General features: G+C 70.2%; 13 protein-coding genes. 9 read left to right on the top strand and 4 right to left on the bottom strand.

Annotation, left to right across the window (positions count from 1 at the left end):
* The first annotated feature begins 9 nt into the window (after positions 1-9).
* Positions 10-1989 carry an RNA polymerase sigma factor gene (locus tag Aiant_RS46860; protein WP_189334337.1) on the top strand — a complete coding sequence of 660 codons (1980 nt, stop codon included), beginning with the start codon at positions 10-12 and terminating at the stop codon, positions 1987-1989.
* On the opposite strand, the gene Aiant_RS13695 is transcribed toward Aiant_RS46860, so the two are convergent.
* Positions 1980-3146, bottom strand: coding sequence for an acyl-CoA dehydrogenase family protein (locus Aiant_RS13695; RefSeq protein ID WP_189334338.1), 1167 nt, complete (start codon positions 3144-3146; stop codon positions 1980-1982). The genes Aiant_RS46860 and Aiant_RS13695 overlap by 10 nt on opposite strands.
* A 120-nt stretch (positions 3147-3266) precedes the next feature.
* Between Aiant_RS13695 and Aiant_RS13690 the strand changes: the two genes are divergently transcribed.
* The 7 genes from Aiant_RS13690 (at position 3267) to Aiant_RS13660 (ending at position 12337) form a co-directional block, all read left to right on the top strand.
* Positions 3267-4124, top strand: a complete 858-nt coding sequence (locus Aiant_RS13690; RefSeq protein WP_189334339.1) for an MEDS domain-containing protein — start codon at positions 3267-3269, stop codon at positions 4122-4124.
* 84 nt (positions 4125-4208) lie between these two features.
* A complete protein-coding gene (locus tag Aiant_RS13685; protein ID WP_189334340.1) occupies positions 4209-5969 on the top strand; it encodes a putative Ig domain-containing protein in 1761 nt (586 codons plus the stop codon).
* Positions 5966-6676, top strand: a complete 711-nt coding sequence (locus tag Aiant_RS13680) for a PulJ/GspJ family protein (protein WP_189334341.1) — start codon at positions 5966-5968, stop codon at positions 6674-6676. The genes Aiant_RS13685 and Aiant_RS13680 overlap by 4 nt, the downstream gene beginning before the upstream one ends.
* A gap of 2 nt (positions 6677-6678) precedes the next feature.
* A complete protein-coding gene (locus Aiant_RS13675; RefSeq protein WP_189334342.1) occupies positions 6679-8208 on the top strand; it encodes an RICIN domain-containing protein in 1530 nt (509 codons plus the stop codon).
* A 68-nt stretch (positions 8209-8276) separates the two neighbouring features.
* Positions 8277-10637 carry an ATP-binding cassette domain-containing protein gene (locus Aiant_RS13670; RefSeq protein WP_189334343.1) on the top strand — a complete coding sequence of 787 codons (2361 nt, stop codon included), beginning with the start codon at positions 8277-8279 and terminating at the stop codon, positions 10635-10637.
* A 273-nt stretch (positions 10638-10910) separates the two neighbouring features.
* Positions 10911-11417 carry a SigE family RNA polymerase sigma factor gene (locus Aiant_RS13665; RefSeq protein WP_189334344.1) on the top strand — a complete coding sequence of 169 codons (507 nt, stop codon included), beginning with the start codon at positions 10911-10913 and terminating at the stop codon, positions 11415-11417.
* Positions 11414-12337 carry a hypothetical protein gene (locus tag Aiant_RS13660; RefSeq protein ID WP_189334345.1) on the top strand — a complete coding sequence of 308 codons (924 nt, stop codon included), beginning with the start codon at positions 11414-11416 and terminating at the stop codon, positions 12335-12337. Before Aiant_RS13665 ends, Aiant_RS13660 begins: the two co-directional genes overlap by 4 nt.
* A 37-nt stretch (positions 12338-12374) precedes the next feature.
* Here Aiant_RS13660 and Aiant_RS13655 read toward each other — a convergent pair whose 3' ends face one another.
* The 3 genes from Aiant_RS13655 to Aiant_RS13645 form a co-directional block, all read right to left on the bottom strand.
* The gene (locus Aiant_RS13655; RefSeq protein ID WP_189334346.1) at positions 12375-12797 is read right to left on the bottom strand and encodes a hypothetical protein; all 423 of its coding nucleotides are present in this window, start codon (positions 12795-12797) and stop codon (positions 12375-12377) included.
* Between the two features lie 228 nt (positions 12798-13025).
* Positions 13026-15464, bottom strand: a complete 2439-nt coding sequence (locus Aiant_RS13650) for a glycogen/starch/alpha-glucan phosphorylase (protein ID WP_189334347.1) — start codon at positions 15462-15464, stop codon at positions 13026-13028.
* Positions 15465-15781: 317 nt separating this feature from the next.
* Positions 15782-16213 (bottom strand): SRPBCC family protein, encoded by a 432-nt coding sequence (locus tag Aiant_RS13645; protein WP_189334348.1) that lies wholly within the window; start codon positions 16211-16213, stop codon positions 15782-15784.
* Positions 16214-16478: 265 nt separating this feature from the next.
* Between Aiant_RS13645 and Aiant_RS13640 the strand changes: the two genes are divergently transcribed.
* Positions 16479-17282 (top strand): MOSC domain-containing protein, encoded by an 804-nt coding sequence (locus Aiant_RS13640; RefSeq protein WP_189334349.1) that lies wholly within the window; start codon positions 16479-16481, stop codon positions 17280-17282.
* Positions 17283-17286 lie beyond the last annotated feature (4 nt).

Here is a 17286-nt window from a genome sequence, read left to right as displayed (position 1 = left end):
GAGGCCGGCATGAGCGAGGTCCGGGCCGCGGTCGGCGTCGTCTGGAAGCGGGAGTCGGCGCGGATCGTCGCGGCGCTCCTGCGGATGGTTCGCGACGTCGGCCTGGCCGAGGAGCTCGCGCAGGACGCGCTGGTCGCGGCCATGGAGCAGTGGCCGGTCGACGGCATCCCGGACAACCCGGGTGCCTGGCTGACCACGATCGCCCGGCGCAAGGCCGTCGATCACCTGCGGAGATCGAGCAGATTCGACGGTACGGACGTCGAGCCCCCGGACGTCCCCGAGCAGTCGTCCGGCGACGACGTGCTGCGTCTGATGTTCATCTCGTGCCATCCGGTGCTGGACCGGGACGCGCGGGCGGCCCTGACCCTGCGGGTCGTCGCCGGGCTCAGCCCCGCGGAGATCGCCCGCGCCTTCCTGGTCGGCGAGCCGGTGATCGCCCAGCGGATCGCCACCGCGAAACGCACTCTCGCCGAGTCCGGCGTCGCCTACGGCCTGCCGGGCGGCGCCGAGCTCAGCGGCCGGCTGGCCTCCGTGCTCGAGGTGGTCTACCTGGTCTTCAACGAGGGCTACTCGGCCACCTCGGGCGACGACCTGATGCGCCCCGGGCTGTGCCTGGAGGCGTTGCGGCTCGGCCGGTTGCTGGCCGAGCTGGCCCCGGACGATCCGGAGGTGCACGGCCTGGTCGCGCTCATGGAGATCCAGCAGTCCCGGTCGGCGGCCCGTACCGGACCCGGCGGCGAACCGGTCCAGCTGCACGAGCAGAACCGGGGGAGATGGGACCGGCTGCTGATCAACCGCGGGTTCGCGGCGATGCTGCGCGCCCGGGCGGCCGGTGCGGGAGCGGCGCCGGGGCCGTATGTGCTGCAGGCCGCGATCGCGGTCTGTCACGCCCAGGCGCGGACCTCGCAGGAGACGGACTGGGTGCGGATCGCGGCGCTCTACGCGGCGCTGGAACGGCTGGTGCCGACGCCGGTGGTGCGGCTGAACCGGGCCGTGGCGGTCGGCTTCGCGGCCGGGCCGGAGGCCGGATTGGCGCTGGTGGACGCGCTGCGGGCGGATCCGGTGCTGCGGGATTATCACCTGCTGCCGGGAGTGCGCGGGGATCTGCTGCTGCGGTTGGGGCGGGTGGCGGAGGCGCGGCTGGAGTTGGAGCGGGCGGCGTCACTGACCCGGAACGCGGCGGAGCGAGACTTCCTGCGGGCCCGGGTGGACGCGACCGTGGTGCCCGGCGAGGTGACCCCGGCTACCGCCGCTCCCAGCGCGTCGACCGCCCCGGCCGGCGCGGCGACCGGCTCGGCCGGCGCGGGGCCGCTGCTCGGGGCGGCGGCTGACGAGTTTCTTGCGGGGCTGGGCGGGGCGACGGCTCTCGCGTACCGGAAAACGCTTGGCCGCATGCGGCGGGCCTTGGGGGAGCGGACTCCCTTGAGTGCTCTCGATGCCGCCGGCGTAGCCGCGGCGGTGGCCGCCACCTGGCCGGATGCCGCGCCGCGGGGATGGAATCGGCATCTCGCCGCGCTGCGGTCCTTCACCGCGTGGGCGGGCGTCCCCCGCCTCGCCGATGACCTGAAAAATCGGAGCGTGCCGGAAAGATCGGGCAGCGAGCCGGGTGAGCCGCCCGACCTGGACGGGGTGGGACTGCGGGAGCGGACGCTGTGGCTGATGGTGCAGGAGTCCGGCGCACCGATCGGCGCGGTCCTGGCGTTGAACGTCGAGGACCTGGACGGACCCGGCGGTCCCGGGGTGACCTGGGGAGAGCGGACCGCGGCCCTGATCCCGGAGCTGATCGCGGGCCGGACCCGGGGGCCGCTCTTCCTGTCGGATCGGCGCCCCGCGCCGGCTCGCCGCCCGCCACCGGCCGATCTCTGCCCGGAGACCGGCCGGCGCCGCCTCTCCTACGAACGCGCGGAGTACCTCTTCAAACGGGCGACCGGCCGGACGCTGCGAAGTCTCCGTGGGCTGAGGGAAGCGGCCGGAATCCCTCAGCGGTAGGCGGCGTGACCGGTCAGCGCCTGCCCGATGACCAGCGTGTGGATCTCCGACGTGCCCTCGTAGGTGAGCACCGACTCCAGGTTGTTGGCATGCCGCAGCGGCGAGTACTCCAGCGTGATCCCGCTGCCGCCCAGGATCGTCCGGCACTCGCGCGCGATCCCCAGCGCTTTGCGCACGTTGTTCAGCTTGCCCACGCTCACCTGGTGCGGCTTGATCGACCCGGCGTCCTTGAGCCGGCCCAGGTGCAGCGCCAGCAGCGCGGACATGTTGAGGTCCACCGCCATGTTCGCCAGTTTCTCCTGGGTGAGCTGGAACGCCGCGATCGGCCGGTCGAACTGCACCCGGGTGTTCGCGTAGTCGATCGCGGTCCGCAGGCTGTCCCGCGCCGCGCCGGCCGCCCCGAAGATGATGCCGAAGCGGGCCTCGTTCAGACAGCTCAGCGGCGCGCCCAGACTGCGCGCCCCGGGCAGCCGCGCCGAGTCGGGCAGCCGCACCTCGTCGAGGATGAGCTCGCCGGTGATCGACGCCCGCAGCGACAGCTTCTGCTTGATGGTGCGGCTGGTGAACCCGGGGGTGCCGCGCGGCACCAGGAAGCCGCGGATCCCGTCCTCGGTCTGCGCCCACACCGTCGCGATGTCCGCGATGCTGCCGTTGGTGATCCACATCTTGGTGCCGGTGAGCACCCAGTCGTCGCCGTCGCGGACCGCGCGGGTGCGCATGTTGGCCGGGTCGCTGCCGAAGTCCGGCTCGGTGAGGCCGAAACAGCCGATCGCCTCGCCCGCGGCCATCCGCGGCAGCCACTCCTGCTTCTGCTCCTCCGACCCGTACTTCCAGATGGAGAACATCGCCAGCGAGCCCTGCACCGAGACGAAGCTGCGCAGCCCCGAGTCGCCGGCCTCCAGCTCGAGGCAAGCCAGCCCGTATGCCACCGCGCTCGTCCCGGCGCACCCGTAACCGTCCAGGTGCATACCGAGCACGCCGAGTTTGCCCAGCTCCGGGGCCAGTTCGCGGGGGAAGGTGCCGGCCTCGAACCACTCCGCGACATACGGCCGGACGCGGTCGGCGACGAACCGGGACACCGTCTCCTGGATCTGCCGTTCCTCGTCGCTCAGCAGCCCGGCGATGTCCAGCAGCTCGAGGGGGTCGGTGAGGGTCATGCGTCCTCCGTCGTCAGCGGCCTGCCGGGTACCCGATTCAGCGATAGTACGGGCGGGCGGGCGTGGTTACGGTGGGGCCCAACCAATTCGTCACGGGGTCTCCAGCAGCGAGGGGTCACGATGGCCGAGGCCAGCCTGCTCGACCACTTGAGCCCAGGTGATCATGCCTGCCTCATCTTCGACGACGAGCCGCTCCGGGCCCGCAGTCTGGCGGCGTACATCCGGGCCGGTCTGCGCCAGCACCACCGGATCCTGTACCACGGGCAGAGCGCCGAACGCCTGCCGCAGGTGCTGGCCGGGCAGGGGGTGAACGTCACGGCCGCCCTGCACAGCGGGCAGTTGACGCTGGACGGGCCGGGGTCGGCGTACCTGACCGCGGGCGTGTTCGACGCCGAGGCGAGCCTGAGCGCCTGGATGGGTGAGGCGGACAAGGCCCGCGCGGCCGGATACCGCGGCATGCGCGGCATCGGCGACATGTCCTGGGCCCGGCACCTGGACGACGTCGACCAGCTCTCGTGGTACGAGGCTCAGGTCAACCGGGTCTTCGCCGACGGCTATGCGATGGGCATCTGCCTCTATGACCGGCGCCTGTTCACCGAGCCGGAGTTGCGCCGGCTCACCCGCACCCACCCGGCCACGATCACCCGGCACACGGATCCGGAGCGGGTGCCGCTGCTGCGTGGCGTCCGCAGCCGCAAACCGCTCGGCCTGCGCCTGGAGGGGGAGGCCGACCTCTCCAACCGGCACGCGCTGCGGGCGATGATGGAGCACCTGACCGAGGATCATCCGCTGAGCCGGGTGCCGCTCACGCTGGACCTGAGCCGGTTGCGGTTCGCCGACTCGGCGGCGGCCCGGATCCTGCTGGCCCCGGCGGCGGCAGGGACGCACCGGTTGCAGATCGTCGGCTGCTCCCCGCAACTGCACCGGCTGCTCCGCTTCCACTGGACGGGGTCGTCCGAGGCGCTGCGAATCGACTAAATCCTCCGCTTTCCCTCCCGCCTGCCGATGGGGCTAGGTGGCGAGGCTCCCGCGTGGGCGCCGGAGGAACAGTTGAGGAGTGGGATGCGCGGCCAACCGTCCGACCGTCGCATGGACGAGGGCTTCACGCTGCTCGAGGTGCTGGTGTCGCTCGCCGTGATCAGCGTCGCCATGGCCGGGCTGGGCATGTTCTTCGTCAACGGTGCGCTCACCGCCGCTCAGCAGCGTGATCAACGCTACGCGGTGCGGCTGGCGAGCAACGCGCTGGAGCAGGTCCGTGCCCTCGAGGGGTCGGCCCTGCTCGACGGCCGTGGCCAGGCGAGCGTCGACCAGCAGTGGGCGGCGCTGCAGTCCGGGCCGTTCCAGGACAAGCTCAAGCCGTACCTGACGAGCATGGCGCAGATCGGCATCTCCGGGAGCACCGAGGGGCAGAACGCGGCGCTCCCGACCGTGCCGACGACGCTGACCCTCGGTGGGATCAGCTTCCAGCAGAGCATCGTCGTCGGCACCTGCGAGGTCTACGTGACCCGCGACGACGACTGCGTCAAGCCGCTCGCCGCGACCGACCCGAAGCGACCGACCGACTCCACCTCGATCCTCCAGTACTTCCGGGTGGTGGTGCTGGAGACCTGGCAGCACAAGAGCTGCACGGCGACCGGCGGCCAGTGCGCCTACCTCGCCTCGACCCTCATCTCCAGCAAGAAGGACGACGCGAAGTACAGCTCGACGCGGGCCATCCCGAAGATCCGGCCGCCGGACATGCGGCTCTTCTTCCGCGGGGTCGGCGACGTCTCCGTCTTCATGAAGGCCACCGGCGGCAACCTGCCCAACACCTGGAGCGCCGTCAAACTGCCCGACGGTCTCGCCATCAAACCGTCGACCGGTGAGGTATGGGGTACGCCGACCAAGGCCGGCGTCTGGACGTACGCCACCACCGGCACCTACATCAAGGTGGTGGAGAGCGCGCCGCCGGTGGGCACGCTGTCCCCCCGCTCGGACACCGACCAGACGCTCGGCACCAAGTGGCAGGTGATCGACCAGCCGAGTCTCGCGGTGCCCGCGCCGGTGAGCTACGTCGGTGACCCGGTCGCCCTGCCGGCGATCGTCGTCGACAAGACCAACAGTGCGGTGTCCTACACGTACTCGCTGGACACTCCCCTGCCGGCCGGACTGGCGTTCGACGACACCACCGGGGCGATCACCGGCACGGCCAGCACGAGCTATTCCGCCATCATCACCGTCACCGCGAGCACCACCACCATCGACCAGCCCTTCACCCTCAAGTTCACGCACACCGTGCTCCAGCCGCTGACCCTGCAGCCGGTCGCCGATCAGCAGGTCGACCTGCTGTCGACGGTCAACCTGGCCACCACCGCCGCGGGCGGCGACGGCAACTACACGTTCACCGCGACCGGTCTGCCGACCGAGCTGAGCATCAACGCGACCAGCGGCGTGATCTCCGGGGGACCGGTGCTCATCGGTGGCCGGTTCCTGCCGACGGTCACGGTGAAGGACGGGACCGGTGCGTCGGTGACCGTCAACTTCGTGATGCAGGTGGGTTCGCCCACGAGCACGCTGCAATTCACCGCGCCGGCCGCCGTGGTGACGTCCACGGCCAGGCAGTCGGTGAACCTGTCTGTCGACACCAACGCCGACGACATCGGCGTCAAGATCAAGAACGTGGATGTCACCGGGCTGCCGCTCGGCGTCACCCTCAGCGGGAAGGGCGACAAGATCACCGGTAAGCCGACTCTGCCGGGCGTCTACACCGTCACGCTGACGGCGACGACCAGCGGCAAAGACACGCAGACCGCCAAGTACACCTTCGTCTGGACCGTCCTGTGAGCCGCCTCGCCGGCCGGCTCCGGGACGACCAGGGCTACTCGCTGATGGAGATGCTGGTCACGACGGGGATTCTGTCGGTCGTGACGCTGATGGCGGTGACCGCGATCATCCAGATCTACTCCGGCACCAAGCAGATCGAGCAGAACTCGGTCAGCGGTGACCAGCTGGACATCAGCTTCAACCGGCTGGACCGGGAGTTGCGCTACGCGACGTACGTGTCCGCGCCCGGCAGCCCGACGGGGGTGCCGTCCCGGTACTACCTGGAGTTCGCGATCCCGCCCAGGGTGAAGACGGCGACGGACCTCACCGATCCGCCGGTCCGGTGCCGGCAGCTGCTGTTCGACACCGCCAAGAAGATCCTCACCATCCGGAACTGGGACCTGGGTGGCACGCCGGGGACGCCGGCCACCCTCGCCACCGACGTGTCGCTGGACAACGGCGCCAAGCCGTTCGAGGTCTACAAACCGGGTGACTCGCCGTGGAAGACCGCGAGCGCCGGGACCACCGGGGTGGGCACCCAGTTCACCCTCAACTACCTGATGACCCGGGTGCACTTCAACGTCGTCGTCGGCAGCGTCACGCAGCGGTTCGACAACGGCTTCACCACGCAGAACATCGGCGAGGAGACCGACCTCGACGGCTACGGCGACAACCCCGACCTGATCGATCCGACACTCCAGCAGTGCAGCAACGTAGGGAGGCCGTAGTCATGAGGTGGCACCGCCGCTCCGGCGACGACAGTGGCTCGCTGCCCATCGCGATGATGGTGGTGAGCACCGGACTGGTCCTCTCGATCGCGGTCATGCCGATGATCCTCCGGCAGTTCACCACCGCACGCGCGATGGCCGACCGCAGCACCGCGCTCGCCGGGGCCCGGATCGGGCTGGACGTGGTGATGGCCCGGATCGCCGCGGCCGCGTACGGCGCCACCGGTCTGCTCGAGGACCTGCCGCCGTGCACCGTCTCGGGTGACGTCGGCGTGGGCCAGGAGAAGATGGAGTACATCGTCCACGTCACCTACTACGACAAGTCCGGCAACGTGCTGACCTGCCCGCTCAAGACGGCGCCGAAGACCGCGAAGCTGACGTCGGAGGGCCTGGGTTCGCTCAACACCGCCCCGGCCGGCAGCGCCCCGCAGTACACCTCCCGCAGCCTGGAAGGGACGTACACCTTCGCGCTCGACAACGACACCCGCAAGGCCACCGGCGGCTCGATCCGGGTCGACACCTCGTCGGTCGGCAACCTCTGCATGGACGCGGTGTCGAAGACCCCGGTGGCGGGCGCGCCGGTCAAGGCGCGGCTCTGCGACGGCAGCAGCACCCAGCAGTTCCGATACACCGAAGAGCTGTACATCAAGCTGGTGAACTCGGAGACGGACACCTATCCGAACGGCATGTGCGTGTACGGCACCACGGCGCACGCCAACGGCAAGGCCATCGTGCTCCAGGCCTGTCCGGCCTCCGGCGGCACCATCGTTCCCGACTACCAGTGGAGCCTGGACAACAGCAGCGCGCTCAAGTCGACCAGCCCGACGGGTGGCGTCGAGAACTACTGCATCAACCTCACCACCGCCAGCAAGGTGGACACGCCGCTGATCCTGAACTCGTGCGGCAGCAACGCGTCGCTGAACGTCTGGCGGTTCGACGCCGGGGTGGGCGCCGGCATGGCCGGTGAGGACACCAACCAGCTGGTCAACTACTCCCAGTTCAGCCGCTGCCTGGACGTCACCGGCCGGTCGGTCACCGCGACGTACATGATCGCCTGGTTCTGCAAGCAGGACCCGAACGGCGTCGTCGACTGGAACCAGACCTGGTACCACCCGATGCCGAACGACTCCGCGAAGGAGTTCGAGAAGAAGGGCGTCATCTACATCAGCACCGGCGGCAAGCGGTACTGCCTCAAGTCGCCGCTGGTGGCGACGTCCAGCAGCTGGGTGACGGTGACGACGACCGGGTGCCCGCAGACCACCACGACGAGCCTCACCGGCATCCCCACCGAGCTCATCTGGAACGTCAAGCACAACACCGGCAGCTACACCACGAGCTACCGGATCGAGGACAGCAAGGGTCTGTGCCTGCAGCCGACCGACCTCGCCACCGGTGTGAAGAACGTCGACCTCCACGCGGACGGCACCAGCAAGGTCAAGGTGGCCGTGTGCAGCAGCAACGAGTTGCAGAAGTGGAACGCGCCGCCGGACATCAGCAACTCCAGTCCGCTGAGTGACGTCACCGAGGACTGAGGCCCGCTCCGGAGAACTGATCAGGAAAGGAGAAGCACCGCCTGGGGGCCGCCGTTAGCCTTGCCGCCATGGAGAAGACGCATGCAGCCGACAGCCACGACCTCATCCGCGTGCACGGCGCACGCGTCAACAATCTCAAGGATGTCAGCGTCGAGATCCCCAAGCGCCGGCTGACCGTCTTCACCGGCGTCTCCGGCTCGGGCAAGAGCTCGCTCGTCTTCGGCACCATCGCGGCCGAGTCGCAACGGATGATCAACGAGACGTACAGCGCGTTCGTGCAGGGCTTCATGCCGGCCCTGGCCCGCCCCGAGGTGGACGTCCTGGAGGGCCTGACCACGGCGATCCTGGTCGACCAGGAGCGGATGGGCGCCGACCCGCGGTCCACGGTCGGCACCGCCACCGACGCCAACGCGATGCTGCGGATCCTGTTCAGCCGGCTCGGCGATCCGCACATCGGCTCCCCGCAGGCGTACTCGTTCAACGTCGCCTCGATCTCCGGCGCCGGCGCCGTGAAGGTGGAGAAGGCCGGTGTCGTCACCAAGGAGCGGCGCAGCTTCAGCATCACCGGCGGGATGTGCCCCCGGTGCGAGGGCCGCGGCGCGGTGACCGATTTCGACCTCACCGCCCTGTACGACGACGAGAAGTCGCTCAACGAGGGCGCGCTCACCATCCCGGGTTACAGCATGGAGGGCTGGTTCGGCCGGATCTTCCGCGGCTGCGGTTACTTCGACCCGGACAAGCCGATCAAGGCGTACACCAAGAAGGAACTGAACGACCTGCTCTACAAGGAGCCCACGAAGATCAAGGTCGACGGGATCAACCTGACCTACAGTGGCATCATCCCGTCCATCCAGAAGTCCTTCCTGTCCAAGGACCGGGAGGCGATGCAGCCGCACATCCGGGCTTTCGTGGACCGCGCGATCACCTTCACCACCTGCCCCGAGTGCGACGGCACCCGGCTCAGCGAGGGCGCCCGCTCCTCGAAGATCAGGGGCGTCAGCATCGCCGACGCCTGCCGGATGCAGATCAGCGACCTGGCCGCCTGGGTGCGGGGACTGGACGAGCCGTCGGTCGCCCCGCTGCTGGCGAAACTGCAGCACACCCTGGACTCGTTCATCGAGATCGGCCTCGGCTACCTGTCCCTGGACCGTCCGGCCGGCACGCTGTCCGGCGGTGAGGCGCAGCGCACCAAGATGATCCGGCACCTCGGGTCGTCGCTGACCGACGTCACCTACGTCTTCGACGAGCCCACCATCGGCCTGCACCCGCACGACATCCAGCGGATGAACGAGCTGCTCCTGCAACTGCGGGACAAGGGCAACACGGTCCTGGTGGTGGAGCACAAGCCGGAGGCGATCGCGATCGCCGACCACGTCGTGGATCTCGGCCCGCGGGCCGGCGCGGCCGGTGGCGAGGTGGTCTTCCAGGGCACCCTGGAGGGTCTGCGGGCCAGCGGCACGCTGACCGGGCGGCACCTGGACGACCGGGCGTCGCTGAAACCCGAGTTCCGCAAGCCGTCCGGCTTCCTCGAGGTCCGCGGCGCCGACCGGCACAACCTGCGGAACGTGGACGTGGACGTCCCGCTCGGCGTGCTGGTCGTGGTCACCGGCGTCGCCGGCTCCGGCAAGAGCTCGCTCATCCACGGCTCGGTGGCCGGCCGGGACGGCGTGGTGGCCGTCGACCAGGGCGCGATCAAGGGGTCCCGGCGCAGCAACCCGGCCACCTACACCGGCCTGCTGGAGCCGATCCGCAAGCAGTTCGCCAAGGTCAACGGGGTGAAACCGGCCCTGTTCAGCGCGAACTCGGAGGGCGCCTGCCCGAACTGCAACGGCAACGGCGTCATCTACACCGACCTGGGGATGATGGCCGGGGTCGCGACCACCTGCGAGGTGTGCGAGGGGCGCCGCTTCGAGGCGTCGGTCCTCGACTACAAGGTCGGTGGCCGGGACATCAGCGAGGTGCTGGCCATGCCGGTCGCCGAGGCGGTCGAGTTCTTCGCGGCCGGCGACGCCCGGAACCCGGCCGCCCACAAGATCCTGGAGCGGCTCGCCGACGTCGGCCTGGGTTACCTCACGCTGGGCCAGCCGCTCACCACGCTCTCCGGCGGTGAGCGCCAGCGGGTCAAGCTCGCCGTGCACATGGGGGAGAAGGGCGGCGTCTTCATCCTCGACGAGCCCACCACCGGCCTGCACCTGGCCGACGTGGAACAGTTGCTGGGCCTGCTCGACCGCCTGGTCGACGCCGGCCGCTCGGTCATCGTCATCGAGCACCACCAGGCCGTGATGGCCCACGCCGACTGGATCATCGACCTGGGCCCGGGCGCCGGGCACGACGGCGGCCGCGTCGTCTTCCAGGGCACCCCCGCCGACCTGGTGGCCACCCCCACCACCCTCACCGGCAAACACCTGGCCGAATACATCAAGGCCTGACCCCTGCGCCGCGGGCCGGTCCCGCGCCGCGTCCGGTGGCGGCGGGATGTCGTTGCAGCGCTGCATTGACAGCGCCAACTCGTTTCGGCAATGTGACGAAGCAATGTCCGGACCGGCGGGAAAGCGTTGTCCGCACGGGCCCTCCGCGGGTGCCGTGCGGCTCACGTCTCATCCGCCGTCCGGACCTTGCCCGCGCGACTAGTTGATCTCTAACGTCAGCCGGTCCGGAAAAAGTTCAGGAAATGAACCTGCCGATGGTCGGGAAGGGTGCCGATGCGCGACGACGCGTTCCGCGCGTACTTCGAGCGGCATCATGCGTCGCTGTCACGGCTGGCCTACCTGATGACCGGGGAGTCGGCGGTCGCCGACGACCTGGCCGCGGACGCGCTCACCGAGGTGTGGCGGCACTGGGAGCGGGTGCAGGCGGCGGACGATCCGGCCGCTTACGGTCACGGCATCCTGATGAACCTGGCCCGGCAGTGGGTGCGCCGCCGGGGCCGGGAGCGCCTGCTCACTTTCGGTGTCACGGGCCGCGCGCCGAGCGGCAGTGACGTGCCCGCGGTCCTCGACGTCCGCGGCGCCCTGCGCAAACTCCCGCATCGCCGCCGGGCATGCGTAGTCTTGCGGTACGCGTTCGACCTGTCCGAGCGCGAGGTCGCCGCGACGCTGGGCATCTCCGTCGGCGCGGTGAAGAGCGCCACCTCTCGGGGTGCGAAACAGTTGGCCGGCCTGCTGGGCGGGGCGGTCACCCGGATCGACGGCTGGGAGGCGGCCCGATGAGGCCCTCGGACGATCACCACGGCGTCCCGACTCCACCCGCGGCCTCGCTCTCGGATGATCAGTTGCGGTCGTTGCTGCACGCCGAGGCGGCCGCGCACCGGCCGGACCGGGAGGCGATGCTGGCCCGGATCACCTCCACCGCGATCAACGACCCGGCGCCGGCCCGGCAGCGCGGCTCCCGGCTGCGACTCGCGGTCGTCGGGGCGCTGGTCGCGCTGTTCGGCGGCGGTGGCTTCGCGGCCCAGTGGGCCCTGGCCGGCCAGACCGACAACGATCAGGCCATCCCGAGCGTCTCGACGCCCGCGACCCCCTCCGCGACTCCCTCGACTTCCGGCATGTCCACGTCGCCCCCGGCGAACGGGCCGAGCACGAAGCCGGCCACCGCGGCCCCGATCAGGTCGACGACCCCGACCGGCGCACCCGCGACGCCGACGGCGACCGGGACGGGGCCCGGTGCGGCCACCGGGACCCCGGTTGATCCGGACCCGGCCCTGACCAAGGGGCAGCCCGGCTACACCCGGGTCGAGCAGGGCCCGCTCTGGTCGGACGGCTCGATCGACCCGGCCAGCGGCGACACCCAGGGCGCGGGCGTGATCACCCTGAAGTCCACCGAGAAGCTGACCGCCCTCACGGTCACCGTCCGCGTCGCCAAGACCCCGGGCCTGACCTCGCGGGGCGGCACCAAGTCGGTCCCCGGCGCCAGCGTGAGCACCGATGTCACCGAGCGATCGGAGGCGCTGCTCTACACGTTCACGCTCGCCTCGGCCGACGAGATCGCCCCGGGCACCTACACGTTCACCGCGAAGTACAGCTACCCCGCGGGCGGCCGAAACGCCGGCGGCGACACCTACGAGGCGGTCGCCACCACGGCCGGCGGCCAGTCCCTCGACGTCTACGGCAACTTCTACCCGGCCGGCTGAGTTCTCCGAAAGCCCGCTGCCACCGGCGAACTGCATGTCACAGACAGTTGGCCAGGGCGTGCGGGCCGTAGGCGACGTCTTCGGACATCGCCACACCGGCGAATTCCGATCCGACGTCGATGCCGATCCAGCAGGTGATCTTGGCGTCGTCGCGGTCGCTCGTGGTGGTGACGCTCATCTTGACGTCCCTGGCCGGAATGTTCCTCGGCGCCATCACCGTCACCTTCCACGGCGTCATCACCCTGGTGCGGACCATCGTTCCGTCCGGGCCGGGCGTGTACGTCACGTCAGCCTCGCCGCCACCGGTGACCTTGAAAGTCAGCGGCAACGGATCGTTGTTGATCGTGGAGGAGGCCGGCGGGGCCTTCACGGTCACGCTCTCCGGAATCCCGCCCGAGTGGGGCCACCAGATGACGAGGTGGTAGACGAGCGCGCCCACCAGGGCGGCCACCACCGCCACGATGACAACTTCGACCTGACGGCGCATCAACGCTCCTGACACAGAAAATGATCATGAGCATGATGCGGCATCGGCCGGGACCGTGGGGGTCCCGGACCACCCGCGGACCGTGAAGGGTGGGCTGATCGTTATGGACGCGCAGCGGCCAGATCAGCCCGCCCGGCCCGCGCGGGAGCATGCGGTCTGCACCCGCGCGGACCTGCGTAGATAAATATTCTGATCGTGTGATCAGTCCTCGCGGGGGACCGTGACCGGAGCCACCCGCCAGATCCGGGCGGCATAGTCGGCCACCGTCCGGTCCGCCGAGAAGAACCCGCTGTGCGCCGTGTTCAGGATCGACATGCGGGTCCAGCGTTCCGGATCCCGCCAGGTCTGCTCGACCTCCTCCTGACTGTCCAGGTACGACCGGAAGTCGGCCAGCGTCAAATACTCGTCCCAGCCCAGCAGCGACTCGGCCACCTCGTGTCCCACCCCGGCGAACGTCCCCGCCGTGATCGAGTCCAGCGCCAGTTTCAGCTCGGCGTCCCGGTCGTAGAACTCCCGCGGGTGGTAGCCGTGGATCTGCATGTCGGCCGCCTGGTAGGCGTCGAGTCCGAAGAGGAAGAAGTTCTCGTCGCCGACCCGCGCCCGGATCTCGATGTTGGCGCCGTCCAGCGTGCCGATGGTGATCGCGCCGTTGAGCGCCAGCTTCATGTTGCCGGTGCCGCTGGCCTCCTTGCCGGCCAGCGAGATCTGCTCGGACAGGTCGGCGGCCGGGATGATCCGCTCGGCCAGCGTGACGTTGTAGTTCTCCGCGAAGACCACCTTCAGGTACGGCGCGACGACCGGATCCGCCGCGATCGTGGCGCCCACCGCGTTGATCAGCCGGATGATGCTCTTGGCCGCGTGGTAGGCCGGCGCCGCCTTCCCGGCGAACAGCACCACGCGCGGCACCCAGTCGCCGGTCGGGTTCGCCCGGATCCGGTGATACATGGTGATCACGTGGAGCAGCTTGAGCTGCTGCCGCTTGTACTCGTGGAACCGCTTGATCATCACGTCGGTGAGCGCGTCCGGGTCGCCGGCCGCGAGGTCCACCTTGTTGGCGCGTTTCACCGCGCGCCACCGCTCGGCGAACGACGCGTCCCCGGCCAGCCGCTCCAGCCCGGCCAACTTGTCCAGGTCGTTGAGCCAGCTGTCGTCGCCGAGCCCCTCCGAGATCAGGTCGGACAGCCGCGGGTTGGCCAGCTTGACGAACCGGCGCGGGGAGACGCCGTTGGTCACGTTCTGGAACTTGGCGGGCCAGAGGTCGGCGAAGTCGTGGAGCACGGTCTCGCGCAGCAGCTTGGAGTGCAGCTCGGCGACCCCGTTGACGGCCTCGGTGCCGACCACCGCCAGGTGCGCCATCCGGACCCGGCGCTCACCCTCCTCGCCGATGATCGACATCCGGCGGATCCGGTCGGTGTCGCCCGGGAAGTGGGCCTCCACCTCGCGCAGGAACAGCATGTTGATCAGGTAGATGATCTCCAGGTGCCGGGGGAGCAGCCGCTCGAACAGGTGCACCGGCCAGGTCTCCAGCGCCTCCGGGAGCAGCGTGTGGCACGTGTACGCGAACGTCCGCCGGGTGATCGACCAGGCCTTGTCCCAGTCCACCTCGTACTCGTCGACGAGCAGCCGCATCAGCTCCGGGATGGCGATCGTCGGGTGCGTGTCGTTGAGCTGGATGACCGTCTTGTCGGCGAAGTCGTCCCAGTCCTCGTTGCGCAGCCGGAACCGGCGGATGATGTCCCGCAGCGAGCAGGAGCAGAGGAAATACTGCTGCTTGAGCCGCAACTCCCGGCCCAGCTCGGTGCTGTCGTCGGGGTAGAGTACCTTGCTGATGTTCTCGGCGCGGACCGCCTCCTGCACGGCCTCGGCATACTGCCCGGCGGAGAAGCGGGACAGGTCGAACGAGGCCTCGCTGCCGCGGGCCCGCCACAGCCGGACGATGTTGACGGTCTCGGTGCCGTAACCGGGGACCAGCATGTGGCTGGGCTCGCCGAGCACGATCTCGCCGGGCAGCCACCGCTTGCGGGTCGGCGAGCCGGCGATCGGCTCGGTGTGCCCGTAGAAGCCGACCGTCTGCCGGTCGTCGGGCGCCGGGAACTCCCACGGATTGCCCTGGAACGCCCAGTCGTCCGGACGCTCCGCCTGCGCGCCACCCTCCAGGGTCTGCCGGAAGATGCCGAAGTCGTAACGGATGCCGTAGCCGACCGCCGGGATGTCCCGGGTGGCCATCGAGTCGACCAGGCAGGCGGCGAGCCGGCCGAGGCCGCCGTTGCCCAGGCCGGGCTCGACGTCCAGGTCCTCGATCTCCTCCAGCGAGCGGCCGAGCACCTTGACCGCCTCGGCGGCGACCTCGCCGGTGCCGGAATAGAGCAGGTTCTGCTCCAGCTGCGCGCCCAGCAGATACTCCGCGGAAAGGTAGTAGACCCAGCGCGGATTGCTGGCGAAGTGCGCGGCCGCGGTGCGCGCCCGGCGGTCGGCGAGGCGGTCGCGCACGGTCATGGCCAGCGCTTCATAGGCGTCCCGCGGGCTGGCCGACTCGACGGTCGTCCCGCGCCGGTAATAGAGGCTGCTGAGCAGATCCTGTTGGAACTCGTCCGCGGTGGTGCCCAGTCGTCGCAGACCGATGCCTTGGCGAAGATCCATGCCCCCATTCTGCCGCCAGCAAGTTTCCAACGGCTTGCGTTCCTCGTTCCCCCCGGCGAAGAACCCGCCACCGCGCCCCGCGCTGACGTGCGTGTCCCCGCCCACCCGCAAAAACGCAACCACCCCCGCGACTCGCGGTCCGCTGCGAATCCGACCGGTTTTGTACGCCCTCCGCAAACTCCCCGTCCGTACCGCGCGACGCAGGCGGCCCGTCCGGACCGCGACGCCCCGCCGGGCTGAAGCCCTCCCGCACGGAACCAATGTTCAGCCCAGCCGAAGCACCCGCGCCCATCTCGTCCCGCGGACGTCAGCGGTCGTCAGGCGGTGGCCATGCGGCGGGTCAGTTCGGCGGCTCGATGGAGTTGGACGGAGCGGGCCTGACCCAGGACGAACCGTCGGAGCGGGGCCGGCGCGGTGAGCGCGATCGACTCCCGGACCGTGGTGCCGCCCACCTCCGGGATGAGGGTGACGCGGGAGGTCAGCGTGACGAAACCGGGGCTGCGGACCGCGCTGACAATCGCCTGGCCGGGGACCTCACCAGTCATCGTGACGCGGATCGGGTTGTTCCAGTGGAACGGGCCGAAGGTGAAGCGTTCGACCGCCACGTACGAGACCACGGAGCCGGCCGGCCGGATGTCGCGGACCTCGACCACCAGCGGGGACAGGCCGATGTAGTTGCGCGGATCCATCAGGTGCGCGTAGACCCGCGCGGCGGGCGCCGCGACCGTGAACTCGTGGGCGAACTCCATGATCGCGCACCCTAGTGGATCGCGGTCGATTCGCGGGGCACCCGACGGCACGGGCGGACCCGGCCGTGCGCCGGCTCGCTGTTGATCCCGGCCAGCGGCAACTCGGCTGCGGTCCGGCCGTTCCCCTTCAGGTCCGTGTCGACGCTCCCCCCGCAGCCTTGCGTGCCTCTCCCGCCCGTTGCGTGTCCGTCCATCACCTCTCGCGTGGCGTCGGCGCCGTCCCGGGGCCGCGAGTTCCCGCCCGGATCTGGTAGGCACGGTGGTCATGGGACAGATAGCGGGGATCTGGCGTTATCCGGTGAAGAGCGCCCGCGGAGAAACCCTCGCCGAGGCCGAGGTCGAGGACGGCGGACTGGCCGGAGACCGGACGTGGGCGTGCGTCGACGACCAGGACGCGACGATCGGAAGCGCCAAGCACCCGCGCCGCTGGGGCGCTCTGCTCCAGGTCAGGGCGTCCGGGGATCCCGCGATCGTCGAGGTCGGCGGCGCGCGCTACGAGGCCGGCAGCGCGGAGGCGGACAAGGCGCTCGGCGAGCACCTCGGCCGCCCGGTCCGGCTGACCCGGACCGCCCCCGCCGAGCCCCGGATCCACCGGCTGCTGCCGGAGGAGGCCGGGATGGTGCCGGACTGGCTCGCCGACCTGCGGCCGGGGCAGGAGCGCGTCGAGGAAGCCGGCGGCCACGCGCGGACCGGCCGGTTCGTCGACTTCGGGGCGGTGCACCTGGTCACCACCGGCGCGCTGGCCGCACTGGCGGAGAAGGCCGGCCATCCGGTACCGGCCGAACGCTTCCGCCCCAACCTGCTGATCGACGCCGACGCCGACCCGGACCCCGGAACCGAGGTGGCGATCGGTGACGTGCTCCTCCGGGTCCTGTTCCGAACCCCGCGCTGCGTGATCCCCAGCCTCCCCCAGGCCGGACTGCCCACGGACCCCGTCGTGCTCCGGACACTCGCCCGCCACTACCGGATCGACGTGTTCGGAAACGGTAAGGGCGCCTGCTTCGGCGTCTACGCCGACGTGGTCCGCCCCGGCCGGCTGACGCTCGGGGCCCCGGTCACCCCGACGTAGGCAA

Source organism: Actinoplanes ianthinogenes, assembly GCF_018324205.1.
Classification (GTDB): Bacteria; Actinomycetota; Actinomycetes; order Mycobacteriales; family Micromonosporaceae; genus Actinoplanes; species Actinoplanes ianthinogenes.
This window is presented reverse-complemented; position numbering and strand designations above follow the sequence as displayed.

What these genes read in the sequence shown, in the direction of transcription:
- Aiant_RS13685 (WP_189334340.1), top strand. Translation starts at nt 4,209, where the DNA reads ATGCGCGGCCAACCGTCCGACCGTCGCATGGACGAGGGCTTCACGCTG.
- Aiant_RS13640 (WP_189334349.1), top strand. Translation starts at nt 16,479, where the DNA reads ATGGGACAGATAGCGGGGATCTGGCGTTATCCGGTGAAGAGCGCCCGC.
- Aiant_RS13665 (WP_189334344.1), top strand. Translation starts at nt 10,911, where the DNA reads ATGCGCGACGACGCGTTCCGCGCGTACTTCGAGCGGCATCATGCGTCG.
- Aiant_RS13670 (WP_189334343.1), top strand. Translation starts at nt 8,277, where the DNA reads ATGGAGAAGACGCATGCAGCCGACAGCCACGACCTCATCCGCGTGCAC.
- Aiant_RS13660 (WP_189334345.1), top strand. Translation starts at nt 11,414, where the DNA reads ATGAGGCCCTCGGACGATCACCACGGCGTCCCGACTCCACCCGCGGCC.
- Aiant_RS13690 (WP_189334339.1), top strand. Translation starts at nt 3,267, where the DNA reads ATGGCCGAGGCCAGCCTGCTCGACCACTTGAGCCCAGGTGATCATGCC.
- Aiant_RS13650 (WP_189334347.1), bottom strand. Translation starts at nt 15,464, where the DNA reads ATGGATCTTCGCCAAGGCATCGGTCTGCGACGACTGGGCACCACCGCG.
- Aiant_RS13695 (WP_189334338.1), bottom strand. Translation starts at nt 3,146, where the DNA reads ATGACCCTCACCGACCCCCTCGAGCTGCTGGACATCGCCGGGCTGCTG.
- Aiant_RS46860 (WP_189334337.1), top strand. Translation starts at nt 10, where the DNA reads ATGAGCGAGGTCCGGGCCGCGGTCGGCGTCGTCTGGAAGCGGGAGTCG.
- Aiant_RS13645 (WP_189334348.1), bottom strand. Translation starts at nt 16,213, where the DNA reads ATGGAGTTCGCCCACGAGTTCACGGTCGCGGCGCCCGCCGCGCGGGTC.
- Aiant_RS13675 (WP_189334342.1), top strand. Translation starts at nt 6,679, where the DNA reads ATGAGGTGGCACCGCCGCTCCGGCGACGACAGTGGCTCGCTGCCCATC.